General features: G+C 60.7%; 18 protein-coding genes. 3 read left to right on the top strand and 15 right to left on the bottom strand.

What is annotated here, in order from left to right; translation table 11 throughout:
* Nucleotides 1–128: 128 nt before the first annotated feature.
* Together ACYZT7_RS09815 and ACYZT7_RS09810 are read right to left on the bottom strand one after the other, a co-directional pair.
* Nucleotides 129–1493: a DNA recombination protein RmuC gene (locus ACYZT7_RS09815; RefSeq protein WP_462041763.1), complete on the bottom strand. Its 1365-nt coding sequence runs from the start codon at nt 1491–1493 to the stop codon at nt 129–131.
* A 175-nt stretch (nt 1494–1668) separates the two neighbouring features.
* Nucleotides 1669–1992 (bottom strand): SEL1-like repeat protein, encoded by a 324-nt coding sequence (locus ACYZT7_RS09810; RefSeq protein WP_449645687.1) that lies wholly within the window; start codon nt 1990–1992, stop codon nt 1669–1671.
* Between the two features lie 998 nt (nt 1993–2990).
* On the opposite strand from ACYZT7_RS09810, the gene ACYZT7_RS09805 reads away from it, so the two are divergent.
* The 3 genes from ACYZT7_RS09805 (at nt 2991) to ACYZT7_RS09795 (ending at nt 5381) form a co-directional block, all read left to right on the top strand.
* Nucleotides 2991–3215 carry a hypothetical protein gene (locus tag ACYZT7_RS09805; RefSeq protein WP_003214941.1) on the top strand — a complete coding sequence of 75 codons (225 nt, stop codon included), beginning with the start codon at nt 2991–2993 and terminating at the stop codon, nt 3213–3215.
* Between the two features lie 276 nt (nt 3216–3491).
* Nucleotides 3492–3974, top strand: a complete 483-nt coding sequence (locus tag ACYZT7_RS09800) for a hypothetical protein (protein WP_462040852.1) — start codon at nt 3492–3494, stop codon at nt 3972–3974.
* Nucleotides 3975–4118: 144 nt separating this feature from the next.
* Entirely contained in the window at nt 4119–5381 is a 1263-nt protein-coding gene (locus ACYZT7_RS09795; protein ID WP_462040851.1) for an OmpP1/FadL family transporter, read from the top strand.
* A gap of 89 nt (nt 5382–5470) precedes the next feature.
* Here the strand turns inward: ACYZT7_RS09795 and ACYZT7_RS09790 are convergent, their stop codons facing one another.
* From ACYZT7_RS09790 to ACYZT7_RS09730, 13 genes are all read right to left on the bottom strand, one after another.
* Entirely contained in the window at nt 5471–6022 is a 552-nt protein-coding gene (locus ACYZT7_RS09790) for a glutathione peroxidase (protein WP_462040850.1), read from the bottom strand.
* 55 nt (nt 6023–6077) lie between these two features.
* A complete protein-coding gene (locus ACYZT7_RS09785) occupies nt 6078–6200 on the bottom strand; it encodes a hypothetical protein (protein ID WP_462040849.1) in 123 nt (40 codons plus the stop codon).
* A complete protein-coding gene (locus ACYZT7_RS09780; protein ID WP_462040848.1) occupies nt 6197–7405 on the bottom strand; it encodes an MFS transporter in 1209 nt (402 codons plus the stop codon). The genes ACYZT7_RS09785 and ACYZT7_RS09780 overlap by 4 nt, the downstream gene beginning before the upstream one ends.
* 52 nt (nt 7406–7457) lie before the next feature.
* Nucleotides 7458–7862 carry a MarR family winged helix-turn-helix transcriptional regulator gene (locus ACYZT7_RS09775; protein WP_282377585.1) on the bottom strand — a complete coding sequence of 135 codons (405 nt, stop codon included), beginning with the start codon at nt 7860–7862 and terminating at the stop codon, nt 7458–7460.
* A gap of 157 nt (nt 7863–8019) precedes the next feature.
* Nucleotides 8020–8751 carry an adenosylcobinamide-GDP ribazoletransferase gene (locus tag ACYZT7_RS09770; RefSeq protein ID WP_462040847.1) on the bottom strand — a complete coding sequence of 244 codons (732 nt, stop codon included), beginning with the start codon at nt 8749–8751 and terminating at the stop codon, nt 8020–8022.
* Nucleotides 8752–8753: 2 nt separating this feature from the next.
* On the bottom strand, nt 8754–9329 hold the full coding sequence (gene cobC, locus ACYZT7_RS09765; RefSeq protein WP_462040846.1) for an alpha-ribazole phosphatase family protein: 576 nt from the start codon (nt 9327–9329) through the stop codon (nt 8754–8756).
* On the bottom strand, nt 9326–10381 hold the full coding sequence (cobT, locus tag ACYZT7_RS09760) for a nicotinate-nucleotide--dimethylbenzimidazole phosphoribosyltransferase (RefSeq protein ID WP_462040845.1): 1056 nt from the start codon (nt 10379–10381) through the stop codon (nt 9326–9328). The genes cobC and cobT overlap by 4 nt, the downstream gene beginning before the upstream one ends.
* A complete protein-coding gene (gene cobU / locus ACYZT7_RS09755) occupies nt 10381–10899 on the bottom strand; it encodes a bifunctional adenosylcobinamide kinase/adenosylcobinamide-phosphate guanylyltransferase (protein ID WP_449645678.1) in 519 nt (172 codons plus the stop codon). Before cobU ends, cobT begins: the two co-directional genes overlap by 1 nt.
* A gap of 148 nt (nt 10900–11047) precedes the next feature.
* A complete protein-coding gene (locus ACYZT7_RS09750; protein WP_462040844.1) occupies nt 11048–12499 on the bottom strand; it encodes a cobyric acid synthase in 1452 nt (483 codons plus the stop codon).
* A complete protein-coding gene (cobD, locus tag ACYZT7_RS09745) occupies nt 12496–13488 on the bottom strand; it encodes a threonine-phosphate decarboxylase CobD (protein WP_449645676.1) in 993 nt (330 codons plus the stop codon). Before cobD ends, ACYZT7_RS09750 begins: the two co-directional genes overlap by 4 nt.
* Entirely contained in the window at nt 13481–14389 is a 909-nt protein-coding gene (cbiB, locus tag ACYZT7_RS09740; protein ID WP_462040843.1) for an adenosylcobinamide-phosphate synthase CbiB, read from the bottom strand. Before cbiB ends, cobD begins: the two co-directional genes overlap by 8 nt.
* A complete protein-coding gene (gene bluB, locus ACYZT7_RS09735; protein WP_462040842.1) occupies nt 14386–15036 on the bottom strand; it encodes a 5,6-dimethylbenzimidazole synthase in 651 nt (216 codons plus the stop codon). Before bluB ends, cbiB begins: the two co-directional genes overlap by 4 nt.
* On the bottom strand, nt 15033–16370 hold the full coding sequence (locus ACYZT7_RS09730; protein WP_462040841.1) for a cobyrinate a,c-diamide synthase: 1338 nt from the start codon (nt 16368–16370) through the stop codon (nt 15033–15035). Before ACYZT7_RS09730 ends, bluB begins: the two co-directional genes overlap by 4 nt.

Here is a 16370-nt window from a genome sequence, read left to right as displayed (position 1 = left end):
TTGTCGTGGTGCAACTGCCGCCATCGCGAGCAAGCTCGCTCCCACATTGAACTGCATTCTATCTGGAAGAACTCGGTCAAATGTGGGAGCGAGCTTGCTCCGGGCGGCGCTCCGACGATGCCTTTTGGCTACTCCGGTAATTCGACCAAGCCATCCACATCGGTCATCGCCCGCTCCAGCAAGTCTGCCGGCAGGCTTTTGCTCGCCCGCGCGCCAAGCAACTTGAGCTGCTCGCTACGACTGACCAGATTGCCGCGCCCCTCTGTCAGCTTGTTGCGCGCAGAGCTGTAGGCTTTGTCCAACTGCTGTAAGCGATTGCCGACTTCATCCAGATCCTGGATGAACAACACGAACTTGTCGTACAGCCACCCGGCGCGCTCGGCGATTTCCCGGGCGTTCTGGCTTTGGCGCTCCTGCTTCCACAGGCTGTCGATAACACGCAGGGTCGCCAGCAAAGTGGTCGGACTGACAATCACGATGTTACGGTCGAAGGCCTCTTGAAACAGCGTCGGCTCAGCCTGCAATGCGGCGGAAAACGCCGCTTCGATCGGTACGAAAAGCAGCACGAAATCCAGGCTGTGCAAGCCATCGAGACGCTTGTAATCCTTGCCGGCCAGCCCTTTGACGTGATTACGCAAGGACAGCACATGCTGCTTGATCGCGATCTCGCCGATGGCATCGTCTTCGGCCGCGACGTATTGCTGATAGGCCTTGAGGCTGACCTTGGAGTCGACCACCACCTGCTTGTCGCCCGGCAGATAAATGATCACGTCCGGCTGGAAACGCTCACCGTCAGGGCCTTTGAGGTTGACCTGGGTCTGATACTCGCGCCCCTTCTCCAGACCCGCATGTTCAAGCACCCGCTCAAGAATCAGCTCACCCCAGTTGCCTTGGGTTTTCTGGCCTTTCAAGGCGCGGGTCAGGTTGGTGGCTTCGTCGCTCAAGCGCAGGTTCAGCTGTTGCAGCCGCTCCAGTTCCTTGGCCAGGGAAAAACGTTCGCGGGCTTCAGCCTGATAGCTTTCCTCGACGCGCTTTTCGAAGGACTGGATGCGTTCTTTCAACGGATCGAGTAACTGACCGAGGCGTTGCTGACTGGTTTCGGCAAAGCGCTGCTCGCGCTCGTCGAAGATCTTGCCCGCCAGCTCCGCGAACTGCGCTCGCAGTTCGTCTCGCGAGCCCTGCAGGTCGTTCAGGCGCTGCTGATGGCTTTCCTGCTGCTCACGCAGCTCGGCGTTGAGCGAGGCGGTCTGGGCGTCCAGACGACGCAACTCAGCCTCTTTGCCGGCGCGCTCCAGATTCCAGGCGTGAGCGGCGTCGCGGGCGTCGTCACGTTCGATCTGCAGCAGTTCGACTTCACGGCGCACGGCGGCCAGGTCTGCCTGCTTGGCGGCGTTGGCCTGGCCCAGATCACCGATTTCATCGCGACAGGCTTCGAGTTGGGCGTTCAATCCGTCCTGGGCCAGATGGGCCGTGGCCAGACGCTCTTCCAGCAGCGCAACCTCTGACTGCGTGGCGCTCGCTCGGCGTTGAAGTTGCCAGGCCAGTACCAATAACGGCAGCGCAGCGCCCGCCAGACCGAGCAATGCGCTGGTCAAGTCCATAGCCATAGCCACTCCTGCCAATTGAATAAAGCTTGAAGGTTAACCAAGGCGTCAGGTCTTGGACAGCTCAGTCTTCGATCAGACCAAGCTCCTGCTGGGCGCGCCGATCCCCTGCCCGCGCGGCCGAACGCAAAAGGTCCTGGCCGATACGGCGATCCCGGGCATTCCCGCATTCACGGCACATCAACTGACCGAGACGGCTTTGCGCGGCCACGACCCCTTCACGGGCCGGCTGTTTGAGCAAACGTCCGGCGAAATGTTTGACGTTGGAGTTTTCGCCCAGACGCGGGCTGTCCAGCAACCACTCAGCCACACGCATCGAAAATCGTTTGGCCGGGGTAACGCTGGGAGGTGTCGAGGCTGCAGAAACTGATACTGAACGAAACTTCATAAAGCACTGTGGGGCAGATCGGAAGGCGCGCCACTCTACTCTTTTTTTCTTACAGGTAAAGCCTAAAAAAACCCTGCACGCCCGTCCTAGAGCAAGCGCTCGGGACAATCCACAGAAGCTGTGGATAACTCAGTGGACAACCGCCTTTGAACTCTCGCAAAGCCCTATGGAATGGGGCCCGCAGTCAAACTGACGATTTTTTCACCAGCAAAAAAAAGCGATGTTTTTCATTGACTTAAATTTAGGTTACAGGCACCCACTGCGCTTGAAGGGAAAATGACAGCGGCGTGACAACGTGCGCGACTTATGTGCACAAGTCCCTTCGAGGCAGTTATATCGATGCGCTTTTTCGGCGCATTTGAGCGTCAGCCTTGGGGATAAATCTCGGCAAACCCTCGATCCAGGCTGATCCTGGCCCATTGAACCTCGACTACCAACGGTCGGAATCTGTGCTATTACAGGGCGCTTCTGCGAGTAGTGACGTTTCCGAGCGCCAAGCTGGACGTTGAATGAGGGGGGTTAAAGAACTTTTTTCGCAAACACACTTCCCTTCGCCAATTCAATCCGTTAGTATCCGCGGCGTTAGTACCAAGCTGAAAGTCAATTCTGGTCGAACAAATCCCCCCGGTCAGCCTTCCCCAAAGAAGCCTCCACCGACAAAGCGGGATCGACCACCTCGATGGTTTCCAGGTAAACCTTGCGCCAACACAGCCTTTGAATCGAAAGCAAAGGGTGTTGCGAAGCTCACTTACTCTGACCGAACCAACCTGCAAATTGATCAGGATCTTCACCCCGGGCCCAGAACCTTCGCCCTTGATGTGTTGCCTGCCCTCCTAAGTACCTACCTGCCAGCCCAAGCGCGCCAATTTATCAGCGCTTCAAACTGGCTGCTTTGTTCCAGTCGGGTTCTTCGTTCGACCAATGGTGGTCGTCGTCACTGGAACGTTTTAACTTTGCACGGTTCTTATCCGTGTCGCTTGTAGGAACACCCAATGACTATGTCTACTCAAATCCACACCCAGGATGCCATCCGCACCCTGACCAACGCTTTTGCCCCAATGAACTGCCTGATCATGGCTGCTCGCAAAGGCTGCTTCAGCTTCACCCTGGTCAACGAACACGGCATCGCTCGTCACAGCGAACGCCTGTACCCCGATCAATACTCCAGCGCCGAGCCGCTGCAGGCCGTGATCGATCGTACCCGTCAGGCACTGGTTGCCTGATACGCCAGAAAGACTGAAAACCTCAAAAGCCCTGCTCAAAAAGCGGGGCTTTTTATTGCACGAAATTTCTCTTTTCGCTGTTACCGCTTAAGCACTAACCGATATAACGGTTATAACTCGGAGCCGGAAATATTTTAAAAACAGGCCTTTACGGCGCGAATATGACACTACACTTCAACTCAAGCGGCTTGAGCCGCTTCCGGCGAGCCTGAGTCGATTCACCCGCTGCCAAGGCCCCTTCAGGTATCGCCGACCCTTTCATGTTTCGAGGGCTTTATGGGTATCGCTGCCAGCGAACTGTGCCGTTATGTGATCCGCCCGACATTGATTTACCTCGGGTGCCATAGCGCAACTGCCGAATCCCTGCTGCTGGGCGTCGCCGCCAGCCAGTCAGCCCTGGGTACTGCCCTGCATGACCGCCGTGGACACGGCCTGTACCGAATCGCCGAACCCCGCCACCAGGCACTTTGGGACCACTACCTGGCACTGGACCCGGAACGCGCAAGCCTGGTTCGCGGTTTGGCCAGCCAACATGCTTTCCTGAGTGGTCCGCACCTCGAATTGACCGTCAACCTGCGTTACGCCACAGCCATCGCCTGGCTGCTGGTAGAAGAACAGAACACCCCGCTCCCCGAAGCAGACGACCTGCTGGGAATGGCCCGCATCTGGCGCCAGACCTTCCAGCCTCAAGGACGCCTGAGAGACTTCACCTGCGCCTGGCAAACCTGTGTTTCACCGATGAATCAGGTCGCCTGCTGATCCGCTATTCCACAAGATCGCGCAAATGCCGTGAACTTGGTCGGATTGTCCTACAAAACCGCTCTAAATCAAGCATTACAGCCTATGGCGCTGGGACGAAAATGTTGGTAATTTTCGCCCCGGTGATCACCAGGAGTTCTAATAATGAAAAAAGTAATGCTCAAAACCACCCTTAGCCTCGCCGTTACCTTGGCATCCACTCAGATCTTCGCAAGTGGCTTTGCCCTCAACGAACAAAGCATCAGCGGGATGGGGACAGGTTTTGCCGGGCGATCTTCAGCTGCCGACGACGCATCCACAGTTTTTGGCAACCCTGCCGGCATGTCTCGCCTCAAGCGCGAACAAGTGACCGGTGGTGTTGCATTTATCGACGCGCACGCTGATATCAGCGATGCGAGCTCCAGTCCGAATAGTGGTACCAACAAAGGTGACATGGTCCCGTTCATGGGCGTCCCCATGGGCTACTACGTAAAGCCAATCGATGACCAGTGGGCAGTTGGTTTCGGCGTGTACGCTCCATTCGGCCTGGTGACCGACTACGAGAACGGCTTCGCCGGCAAATACTTCGGCAGCAAGAGCGAAGTCAAAATCGTAACCCTGCAGCCAACCGTCAGCTACGCCTTCAACGACAAGGTGTCGATCGGTTTCGGTCCGACCATCAACCGCATCGACGGCACCCTGGAATCGAATCTGTCGCTGAACCCTCGCGCAGCGGACGGCACCGTCAAGATCAAGGGTGACGACACCGCGCTGGGTTACAACATCGGCATCATGGTTCAAGCCCTCGAAAGCACTCGCCTCGGCCTGACCTATCACTCGAAAGTGAAATACAAGCTCGAAGGTGACACCAAGGTCAACTACGCCGCGCTCGGCCCACTGGGGAACCAGAAGTTCGACGCTTCGCTGGACATCACCACGCCTGAGTCGGTGGACTTTTCGGTCACTCACCAGCTGAACGACCAGTGGACCCTCTACGCAGGCAGCACCTGGACTCGCTGGAGCCGCCTGAAGGAGATCTCCGTCGAGAACGAAGGCGTTCCTGCCGCCCTGGCCGCACGCGGCTTTGGCACCATCACTGAAGACCAGAACTGGCACGACACCTGGGCTCACGCCATCGGTGCGTCCTATCAGTTGAACAAGCAGTGGGTGTTGCGTACCGGCCTGTCGGTTGACCAGTCGCCGACCAACAACGAAAACCGCTCTCCACGCATCCCGACTGGCGATCGCAAGATTTTCAGCCTGGGCGCTGGCTGGAGCCCGACCGACGACTTGACCATCGACGTAGCGTATTCGTACCTGCGCGAAGAGTCGGTCAAGGTCAACAACAGCAACGGCCGCCAGAACTACAGCGCCGAGTATGAAAACTATGCGAACGGTTTCGGTGTTGGCGCGACCTACCGCTTCTGATGATTCACGGCGCGCCTGAATCCCTCGCCGCCTGAATTGAAAAAGCCCCGCTCTCTTGTACAGAGGCGGGGCTTTTTCACAGGTGTGGATCAGGGTTGCGAGGCCAGGGCTTTCTCCACCGCCTCGATGAACTCGGGATCGTCAGGCGTGGTCAGGCTGGAGAAATTGGCGATCACCTTACCCTTGCGATCGACCACATATTTGTAGAAGTTCCACTTCGGCGCAGTGCTCTGCTTGGCGATGATCTTGAACAAGTGAGTCGCGTCATCACCGCGGACTTTCTGCGGTTCAGTCATGGTGAACGTCACGCCGTAGTTCACGTAGCAGACCTTGGCAGTCTCTTCGCCATCCTTGGACTCTTGCTTGAAGTCGTTGGACGGAACGCCGATCACCTCCAGCCCCTGATCCTTGTAACGCTGATTCAGCGCCTCAAGGCTTTTGAACTGCGGGGCAAAACCACAGAAGCTTGCGGTATTGACCACCACCAGCGGTTTGCCGGAGAAGCGCTGGCACAGGTCGATGGATTCCTTGGCGCGCAGCTTCGGCAACGAGCCTTGCAAAAGGTCCGGGCATTCTGCCGCTTGAGCCAATCCACTAAACGCTACCAGTAACGCGGGAACTGCGAGCCAACGCATCAGCATGTCGGTGCATCCTTGAGAAGTCGTCAAAAACGAAGTTACTCGCCCTCACCTCCTGCTAGCAAGCACCCATGCCCAGTTGCATCAACGCCAGCCCGCCCTGATGCCAGCCCCACCACGACAGGGCCAGCAGCAAGGCGCTGGCAGCGACGACAGCGATCTGCGGCCAGAGGCTGTTCATAGCGCACTCATCTGTGTTTGCAGACGCGCCACCGGTCGCTCACGCACCGGCCAGTTCAGGGCTGCGGCCAACAGGCTCAAGAGAATCGCTACTTGCCAGATCAAGTCATAGCTCCCGGTTCGGTCGTACACCACCCCGCCCAACCAGCCGCCGAGGAACGATCCGAGCTGGTGAAACAGGAAAACAATCCCACCGAGCATGGACAGATTTCGCACGCCGAACAAGGTCGCGACGGTGCCGTTGGTCAAGGGCACGGTCGACAGCCACAGGAAACCCATCGCCATGCCGAACAGGTACGCGGTGATCGTCGTGACTGGCGCCCACAGGAACAACCCAATCACCACTGCCCGCAGCAGATACAGGCCGGTGAGCAAACGCGGCTTGGACATCCGCCCGCCGAGCCAGCCCGCCGTGTAGGTACCGAAAATATTAAACAGCCCGATCAACGCCAGCACCGTAGTGCCGACAGTCGCCGGCAGGTGCTGATCCACCAGATAGGCCGGCAAGTGCACGCCGATGAATACCACCTGGAAACCGCAGACAAAGAAGCCGAACGCCAGCAGCCAGAACCCTGAATGGGAACAGGCTTCGCGCAATGCTTCGGACAGCGTTTGTTCATGGCCGAACACCGGTAGAGGCTTGTCCTTGAGCATGCTCACCAACGGTACGATCAGCGCCACCAACAGGCCCAGCACCAGCAACGCAGCAGACCAGCCGAGCCAGCCGATCAACCCCAGCGTACCGGGCAGCATGGCAAATTGGCCGAAAGAACCGGCGGCACTGGCAATGCCCATGCCCATGCTGCGTTTCTCTGGCGGCACCGCGCGGCCGACCACGCCAAGGATCACTGAGAACGACGTGCCCGACAGGCCAATACCGATCAACAAGCCGGCACTCAGGGACAAGGTCACGGCCGAATCCGACAGGCCCATGAACACCAGACCCAACGCATACAGGACACCGCCGACCAGCACCACTTTCGCGGCGCCAAAGCGGTCGGCCAGTGCGCCAGTGAAGGGCTGCGCCAGGCCCCAGATCAGGTTTTGCAAGGCAATGGCGAACGCAAACGTCTCACGCCCCCAGCCGAACTCGGCACTCATCGGCGCCAGAAACAGCCCGAAGCCGTGCCGTACGCCCAAGGACAATGCGAGAATCAGCGCACTCCCCAACAGAACCCAACCGCACGTACGCCACATCGATGTCATTCTTATTCTCCGGTAGCGGGTATATACCCGCTTAAGATCGGAAAAACCGGCATCACGCCAGTTCGTCCAGCAGTCGCAGCAAGGTTTCACGTTTCTCGGCACCCAAGCGATCAATCAACCGCTGTTGCGCCGCTTCCCACGCCGGCAAGGCCGCTGCCAGCCGTTCAACACCGGCCTCGGTGAGCATGACGATGCGGTTACGCATGTCTTCGCCCTCGACCAGCATCAGCAGGCCTTCGCCTTCCAGCACCCGTAGATTGCGCCCCAAGGTGCTGCGATCCAGCCCCATGGCCTCGGCCAACGTGGAAATACTCGGTTTATCCAGACGCTGCAAATTACACAGCAGAGAATACTGGGCAACGTTGATCCCGAAGCCATCGAGAGCGCCGTCGTAGTGCCTGCTGACGCCACGGGCGGCACGACGCAGGTTGATGCATAAACATTGGGAGTCGAGCATGGTGCGTGTATATACCCGCGGTTAAATGAAAGCAAGGTTCAACATTAGTTTTGTAAGGTAGATCGCCATCGCGAGCAAGCTCGCTCCCACAGGGACCGCATTCCAATGTGGGAGCGAGCTCGCTCGCGATGAGGCCAAAACAGCCACCGCATCTCAATCAGGTCAACGCCAATCCCACCAGCACCGCGACCTCAAGGATTTCCAGCAACGCCCCCGCCGTATCGCCCGTCGTGCCGCCCAATCGGCGCAGCATCACCTGTCGCAACCAGACAAACACCAACGCCGCCAACGCCACTGCCAACACGCCGCTGAGCCCGGCGATCAAAACACACGCCAACGCACTGACCGCCAACACCTGCTTGCCCGCCAAACGTGGCAGATGATCGGCCAGCGCTTGCCCCAACCCGCCGGCACGCACATAAGGCGTGGTCAGGAACAACCCCAGCATCGCGCTGCGCCCGATCATCGGAACGATGATCAGGACAACGGCGTGTTGCTGCTCGATCAATGCCAGCAACGCGGCGAACTTGAGCAGCAACACCAGCACCAGCGTCACGACCGCAATCGGGCCGCTGCGCGGGTCCTTCATGATCGTCAACGTGCGTTCTCGATCGCCGAACCCACCGAGCCACGCATCGGCGCTATCGGCCAGGCCGTCGAGGTGCAAGGCACCACTGAGCAAGACCCAAACGCTCAGCAACAGCGCTGCATGAAGCAATAACGGAGTGCCGAGTAACAGCCAGTTGAACGCCCACAAAATCCCGCCAAACAGCAGGCCGACCAGCGGATAAAACAGCAGCGACCGCCCCAACTCCTGTGGCGTCGGCATGCCCGGCAGACGAACCGGCAAACTGCTCAAAAATTGCAGGGCGATCCAGAACGGCAACATGGTCAGGTCGCTTCCCTTAACAACACGCCGGATTCGACCGACAGCGAAAACAACGCGCCATGCCCGACTTCGACGTTGAGCAACTGCTCACGAGGCAAACCCCGCGCCTGAGCCAGCAGCAAACGCATGACCCCGCCGTGACTGATCAGCAACACCCGCTCGCCGGCGTAGGCGGCATGCAAGCGCTCAACGGCCGCCAACACCCGCGTCGAAAAATCCACGACCGGCTCACCCTGAGGCGGCGTAAACGAATAAGGGTCGGCCCAGAACAATCCCAACGCCTCGGCATCGGTTTCCATCAGCGTCGCGGCGCTCTGCCCTTCCCAGGTGCCGAAGTGCAGCTCCTGCAAGTCTTTATCCAACTGCACTGGCAAACCCAGTTGCGCGCCGAGTTCTTGTGCAAATCGCGCACAACGCTGCAAGGGCGAGCTGACCAAACGATCCCATGGCCCCTGCTCGACCACCGCCGCGCGCATCTGCGCCCAACCCTGTTCGGTCAGCGCATCGTCGAGGCTGCCGCGCAAGCCGCCGCCGAGTTCGGTTTCGCCGTGGCGCAACAGGTCCAGGCGCAAGGTCATGCCGGACGGTCCGCCACGGCGGCCTCGGCGAAAGTCGCCATCTGCCCGTGAAGGTCGCACGCCAGACGCAGCAACGGCACGGCCAACGCAGCGCCACTGCCCTCGCCCAGACGCAGGCCGAGGTCCAGCAGCGGTTCGGCATTCAGGGTTTCCAGGACATGACGATGACCCGGCTCGGCGCCGCGATGACCAAACAACAGCCACTGACGGCATTCAGGATTCAATCGCACCGCCACCAATGCCGCGACGCTGCAAATGAACCCGTCCACCAGCACCGCGACGCCTTCCTGGGCACACGCCAGATACGCGCCGACCAGCGCAGCGATTTCAAAACCGCCGAGGTTGTACAGGGTTTGCAGCGCATCGCCACGCTGAGCGCTGTGCAGTGCCAAAGCGCGCTCGATAACCAGAGCTTTATGGCTGACACCCGCAGCATTCAAACCCGTGCCCGGCCCGGCCAGATGCACCACTGGGCAATCGAGTAAGGCACAGGCCAACGCGCTGGCCGCGGTGGTATTGCCGATGCCCATCTCGCCACCAATAAACAACTGCGCACCCGCCGCGATGGCGCGCTGCACGCTGTCGCGACCGGCTTGCAAAGCGAGTTCGCCTTGAGCCGGCGTCATCGCCGACTCTTCGACGAAATTCGCTGTGCCCGGGCCGATGTTCAAGTGACGCACACCCGGCAAATTCAACGACGGCGTGACGGTCCCGAGGTCGACCACTTCCAGGGAGGCCCCGAGTTGCCGCGCCAACACGCTGATCGCCGCGCCACCGCTGACGAAGTTGTGCAGCATCTGCCCGGTAACTTCCTGAGGAAATGCCGACACCCCTTCAGCAACCACGCCATGATCACCGGCAAAAATCGCGATCCACAGCTGATCGAGTCTCGGCTTGACCTGCCCCTGTAACCCGGCCAATTGCACGGCCACCGACTCAAGCCGTCCGAGGGAGCCGGCAGGCTTGGTCAGCTGCTGTTGACGGGCCTGCGCCTGCTCGACCGCTTGAGCATCGATCGGCTTGCAGGGGTTCAGCCACCAGGAGTGAGTCATCACTTAGTTCCTTTCAAAGTCAGGGGCAGGCCGGCGACGGTCAGGACGACTCGCTCACAGCGCTCGGCCAACGCTTGATGCAGCCAACCGGCTTCATCGACATAGCGGCGGGTCAATTCGCCCAGCGGCACGACACCCATTCCGGTCTCGTTGCTGACAAAAATGATTTCACCCGGCAAGGACGCCAGGCAGTCCAGCAACGCCTCACGCTCGGCAGACAGACGTTCGGTGTCGTCGAGCATCAGCAGATTGGTCATCCACAACGTCAGGCAATCCACCAGCAGGCACCGATCGGCGCTGGCGGTTTCGCGCAGGACGCGGGCGAGTTCCACAGGCTCTTCGATCAACGCCCATTCGGCCGGACGACGGGCGCGGTGATGGGCGACCCGCTCGTTCATTTCACCGTCGAGCGGTTGACTGGTGGCGATGTAAGTCACTGCCAGAGCGCTGTCGGAGGCAAGTTTTTCGGCCAGGCGACTTTTGCCGGAACGGGCGCCGCCGAGGATTAGTTGCAGCATGTTCATAACCTTTTAATTAGCGGTGTAGCGACAGGCCTCATCGCGAGCAAGCTCGCTCCCACAAGGATCGAGGTTGTTTACAGATTTTTGGTCCGCACACGGAACCTGTGGGAGCGAGCTTGCTCGCGATGGGGCCGGTGCAGTCACCTCAAATCCCACAGAGCTCCCGCAGCAGCGAGATATCCAGATGCTTCTCCACCAGATCCGCCAGCCGCTCGATATCGCGCTCACGCAACGCGTGATAATCCACGTCCTGCACCGCCTGCAAACCTGCCCAGCGCAACAGCGCACTGCACGCCGCGGGCGATTCAAACAGCCCATGCAGATAGGTGCCGAAAATCTGCCCATCCACGCTTTGCGCACCGTCGCAGCGACCATCGTCCAGCTGCACCGCGGCGTTTTCCAATGCCGGCCCGGTGGTCACGCCGGCATGAATTTCATAGCCGCTGACCGGTGCGTCTTCCAGCGCCAGACGCCCGCGTACATTGCGCAATTGCTTCTCTTCTTCGAGCTGCGTTTCGAACGCCAGCAAGCCCAAACCGGCACTGGAACCCGGTGCGCCTTCGAGGCCCAGCGGATCGTGTACTTGTTCACCGAGCATTTGCAGGCCACCGCAGATGCCCAGCACTTTGCCGCCATAACGCAGATGACGACTGATCGCGGTGTCCCAGCCATTGGCCCGCAGATACGCGAGGTCGCTGCGAACGCTTTTAGAGCCAGGGAGAATCATCAGGTCGGCCGGGGGAATCGCCTGGCCGGGGCCGATGAATTGCAGATCCACCTGCGGATGCAAGCGCAGCGGATCGAAATCGGTATGGTTGCTGATGCGCGGCAGCACCGGCACCAGCACTTTCAGCACCTGGTCAGCCTTGTCGGTCTGACGCTGATCGATGCCGTCCTCGGCTTCCAGGTGCAGGTCCATCACGTAAGGCAGCACGCCAATCACCGGTTTGCCGGTGCGGGATTCCAGCCAGTCGAGGCCCGGTTGCAGCAAGGCGATGTCACCGCGAAAGCGGTTGATGATGAAGCCTTTGACTCGCGCCTGCTCGCTGGATGACAGCAGTTCCAGCGTGCCCACCAGATGCGCGAAAACCCCGCCTCGATTGATGTCGGCGATCAACACCACCGGACAATCCACCGCCTCGGCAAAGCCCATGTTGGCGATGTCACCGGCACGCAGATTGATCTCGGCCGGCGAACCCGCGCCTTCGACCATGACCACCGGATACGCCGCGCTCAGCCGTTCATGAGAGGCCAGCACCGCTTGCATGGCGATGGCTTTGTAGTCGTGATACGCGACCGCGTTCATCGTCGTGACCGCGCGACCATGGATGATCACTTGGGCGCCGGTATCGCTGTTGGGTTTGAGCAGCACCGGGTTCATGTCGGTGTGCGGCTCAAGGTTGGCGGCCTGAGCCTGTACCGCTTGCGCGCGACCGATCTCGCCACCGTCGGCGGTCACGGCACTGTTGAGCGCCATGTTCTGCGGCTTGAACGGCACGACGCTGACGCCCTGACGCGTGACCCAGCGGCATAATGCCGTCACCAGCGTGCTTTTACCGGCGTCGGACGTGGTGCCCTGCACCATCAACGTAGTCATTGGGTTTCCCTAGCGTAGGCTTCGAACGCTTGCGCGAGACGTGTCCAGTCGGCTTCATCGGCGGGCAGGCCGAAACGCAAGCTGCTGTTGTGCGTGAACAAGCGCAGCAGAATGCCGCGCCGGGCCATGAACTCATGCAGTGCTTCGGCGCGTTCGGTGATCAGCCATTGAAACAAGGCGCAGCCACCCTGGGGTGTGAAGCCGTGCTGTTCAAGCAGCAGCGCCAGACGCTCGCTGGCTTCTTCAGCGCGAACCCGTTGCCGGGCATGCCCTTCGGTATCCAGCAGACAAGCCTGACCCAGCACCCGCGTCGGCCCGCTGACCGCCCACGGTCCGACTTGCTCGGCCAGCAATTTGAGCAACTTGCGCTCGGCCAGCACGAAACCGAGGCGCACACCGGCCAGACCGAAAAACTTGCCGAAGGAACGCAGCACGATCAACCCGACCTGATGGGCAAAAGGTGCCAGGCTCAGCGGCGGTGTGTTGTCCATGAACGCCTCGTCCACCACCAGCCAGCCACCGCGCTGGGCCAGCCGCGAGTGCCAGTCGAGCAACCGACTCGGTGTCAGGCTCAGGCCGGTTGGGTTGTTCGGGTTGACCACCACCAGCACGTCGAGGCTGTCGAGATAGAAGTCGACTTCCTGCTCCAGCACTTCACGCACGATGTAGCCATTGCGTCGCCACGCTTCGGCGTGTTCGGCGTAACACGGCGAGAGCACGCCGACCTTGCCCGCCCGGCGCAAACGCGGCAGCAACTGGATCGCCATTTGCGAGCCGGCCACCGGCAGCACCTGAGCGGCGCCGTAATAATCACAGGCCGCCTGCTCCAGACCGTCATCGGTTTCCGGCAAACGCGCCCAGGCCCGCAACGGGATCTCCGGGACCGGAAACGGCCAGGGCGCGAGGCCGCTGGACAGGTCGAGCCAATCGGCTTCGGCGATGCCGTATTCGAGCGCCGCCTTGCGTAACCGACCACCGTGCTCAAGCATAAAATTCAGCCCCCACGCAGAGGATCAGCAACCATAACCATACCCCGCGCTGGACCAATTGCCAGCCGCGGTCGATGGAGTCGGCGTCCGCCGGCATGCCTTCGCCCAGTTGCGGACGCTGATGCAGTTCACCGTGATAAATCGCCGCCCCGCCCAACTCGACACCGAGCGCACCGGCACCGGCCGCCATCACAGGCCCGGCATTCGGGCTGTCCCAGGTCGGACCTTGGGTGCGCCAGCACTTCAGAGCGAGTCGGGTTTTGCCCAGCAGCGCGTAGGTCAGCGCCACCAGGCGTGCAGGGATGTAGTTGAGGACGTCGTCGATCTTTGCCGCCGCCCAGCCGAAACGTTCGAAGCGTTCGTTGCGGTAACCCCACATCGCATCAAGGGTGTTGCTCAAACGGTAGAGCACCACACCGGGCGCGCCGGCCACGGCAAACCAGAACAACGCGGCAAACACCGCGTCGCTGCCGTTCTCCAGCACCGATTCGGTGGCGGCGCGGGCGACTTCGGTTTTATCCAGTTCGCTGGTCTGGCGGCTGACCAGATAACCGACACGCTTGCGCGCCTCGTCCAGATCATCGCTGCGCAGCGCCTTTGCCACCGGTTCGACGTGTTCACCAAGGCTGCGCATGCCGAGGGCGCAATAGAGCACGAGAATCTCGACGATCCAGCCGACATAGGGCGCCCAGGAAAACGCCGTGGCCAGCAGGGTCAGCGGCAACACTGCAATCACCCAAGCGGTGACACCATGGCTGCGCCAGCCACGACCTTCACCATTGAAACGTTGCTCGATGCGATCGGCAAAACGGCCGAACGCCACCAGCGGATGCCAGCGTTTGGGTTCACCCAGCAGCGCATCCAGCGCAACCGCGGCGACACTCAACAACGCCACACTCATTGACTCACTCCCCAATAATTTTCATACAGCAGCTCACTGAGCGGACGCGCCTGCGCCCAGCCTTCGAGTACCAGCATCGGCGCCGGATAGAATGCCTTGACCGGCCCCAGGCAAAGCACGGCCAAGGGCTTGGCACCGGCCGGCAAACCCAGCAGGTCCGCCAGGGCTTGCGGCTCGAACAGCGACACCCAGCCCATGCCCAGTCCTTCGGCGCGGGAAGCCAGCCAGAGGTTCTGGATCGCGCAGGATAACGAGGCCATGTCCATTTCCGGCAAAGTGCGACGGCCGAAGATATGGCGCTCGCGATCGTCCATCAGCGCGGCGACCAGCACTTCGGCGCAGTCGTTGATGCCTTCGACTTTCAGCTTCATGAATTCGTCGGTGCGCTCGCCGAGGGCTTCGGCGGTGCGGATACGTTCTTCTTCCACCAGTAGCTGGATCTTGCCGCGCAGGGCTCGATCGCTGATGCGGATGAACCGCCAGGGCTGCATCAGGCCGACACTCGGTGCCTGATGCGCCGCTTCGAGCAGGCGCCGCAGTAATTGCGGCTCGACGGTGCCGCCGCTGAAATGGCGCATGTCGCGGCGTTCGCCGATGGCTCGGTAGACTGCCGCGCGTTCAGCTTCGGAGAAGGCGTTGTCAGTCATGGCCTCTTCGCGAGCAAGCTCGCTCCCACAGGGTTTTGGTCAGGCGCAAATAGCGCGGCAACCGCCGATGGATTGGACGGGAAATAGAAGTGCACATAAGAGGCGGTCATCCGCCCCTGACGATAAACCGCCTCCGCCCCGCGCCCGCCGTTAGGGCTCAGGCCCCGGGCAATCGGCTCCAATTCGGTGCTGGTCAACGAGTGGTGATAGGTGTGCCCGCGCAACGAACCTTCCGGCAATTCGACCGCCTGCAACGCCAACGCGGCCAGACGCTTTTGCATCACCGCGTCCCCCGCCAGCAAGCCGACCAATTCAGCGCGAGTGCCCTCGACATCCGTCAGAGAATCGAGCAGATACAGCATGCCGCCGCACTCGGCCAACAACGGTTTGCCCGCCGCATGGTGAGCACGGATTGCGGTCAGCATTGTGCTGTTCTGTGACAGTGCCACATGGTGCAGTTCGGGATAACCGCCCGGCAGATAGAGGCTGTCTGCCTCCGGCAATTGCGTGTCTCGGATCGGCGAGAAAAACGACAACTCAGCGCCCATGGCCCGCAGCAAATCCAGGCTGGCGCCGTAGGTGAAGGCAAACGCTTCATCTCGGGCCACGGCAATTCGCACACCGGCCAACAACGGCTCGGCAGCGATCACATCAGGCGCGGCGAATTCCACCGCCGGTGGCAGCGCGACCTCGCAACTGCTGGCCAGCGCATCGGCCGCCGCATCGAGGCGCAGATCGAGATCGTTCAACTCACTGGCCTGAACCAGACCCAAATGACGACTCGGCAATTCGATCCCGGTTTCCCGGGACAACGCGCCGTACCAGCGCAAACCTTCAGTAAGGCTGCCTTCCAGTAATTGCGCGTGACGCAGGGTGCCGACGCGGTTGGCCAACACACCGGCAAACGGCAAATCCGGCTGATAGCGCGCCAATCCCAACGCCAGTGCACCAAAGGTCTGGGCCATGGCGGTGCCGTCGATCACACCGAGCACCGGCACACCGAAATGCCGCGCCAAATCAGCGCTGGACGGCGTACCGTCAAACAGCCCCATGACGCCTTCGATGAGGATCAGGTCGGCTTCGCCGGCGGCTTCCCACAACAGACGACGACTTTCCTGTTCGCCGACCATCCACATGTCCAGTTGATACACCGGCGCACCGCTGGCGCGCTCGAGAATCATCGGGTCGAGAAAGTCCGGGCCGCACTTGAACACGCGAACCTTGCGCCCCTGATTGCGATGCAAACGGGCCAGCGCGGCGGTGACGGTGGTCTTGCCCTGACCGGAGGCCGGCGCGGCAATCAGTACCGCCGGGCATTGACGATGGCTATTCAT

This window comes from Pseudomonas sp. RT4P38, from assembly GCF_054897765.1.
Note: the sequence above shows the minus strand (reverse complement) of the source record. Positions and strands in the feature narration are given on the sequence as shown.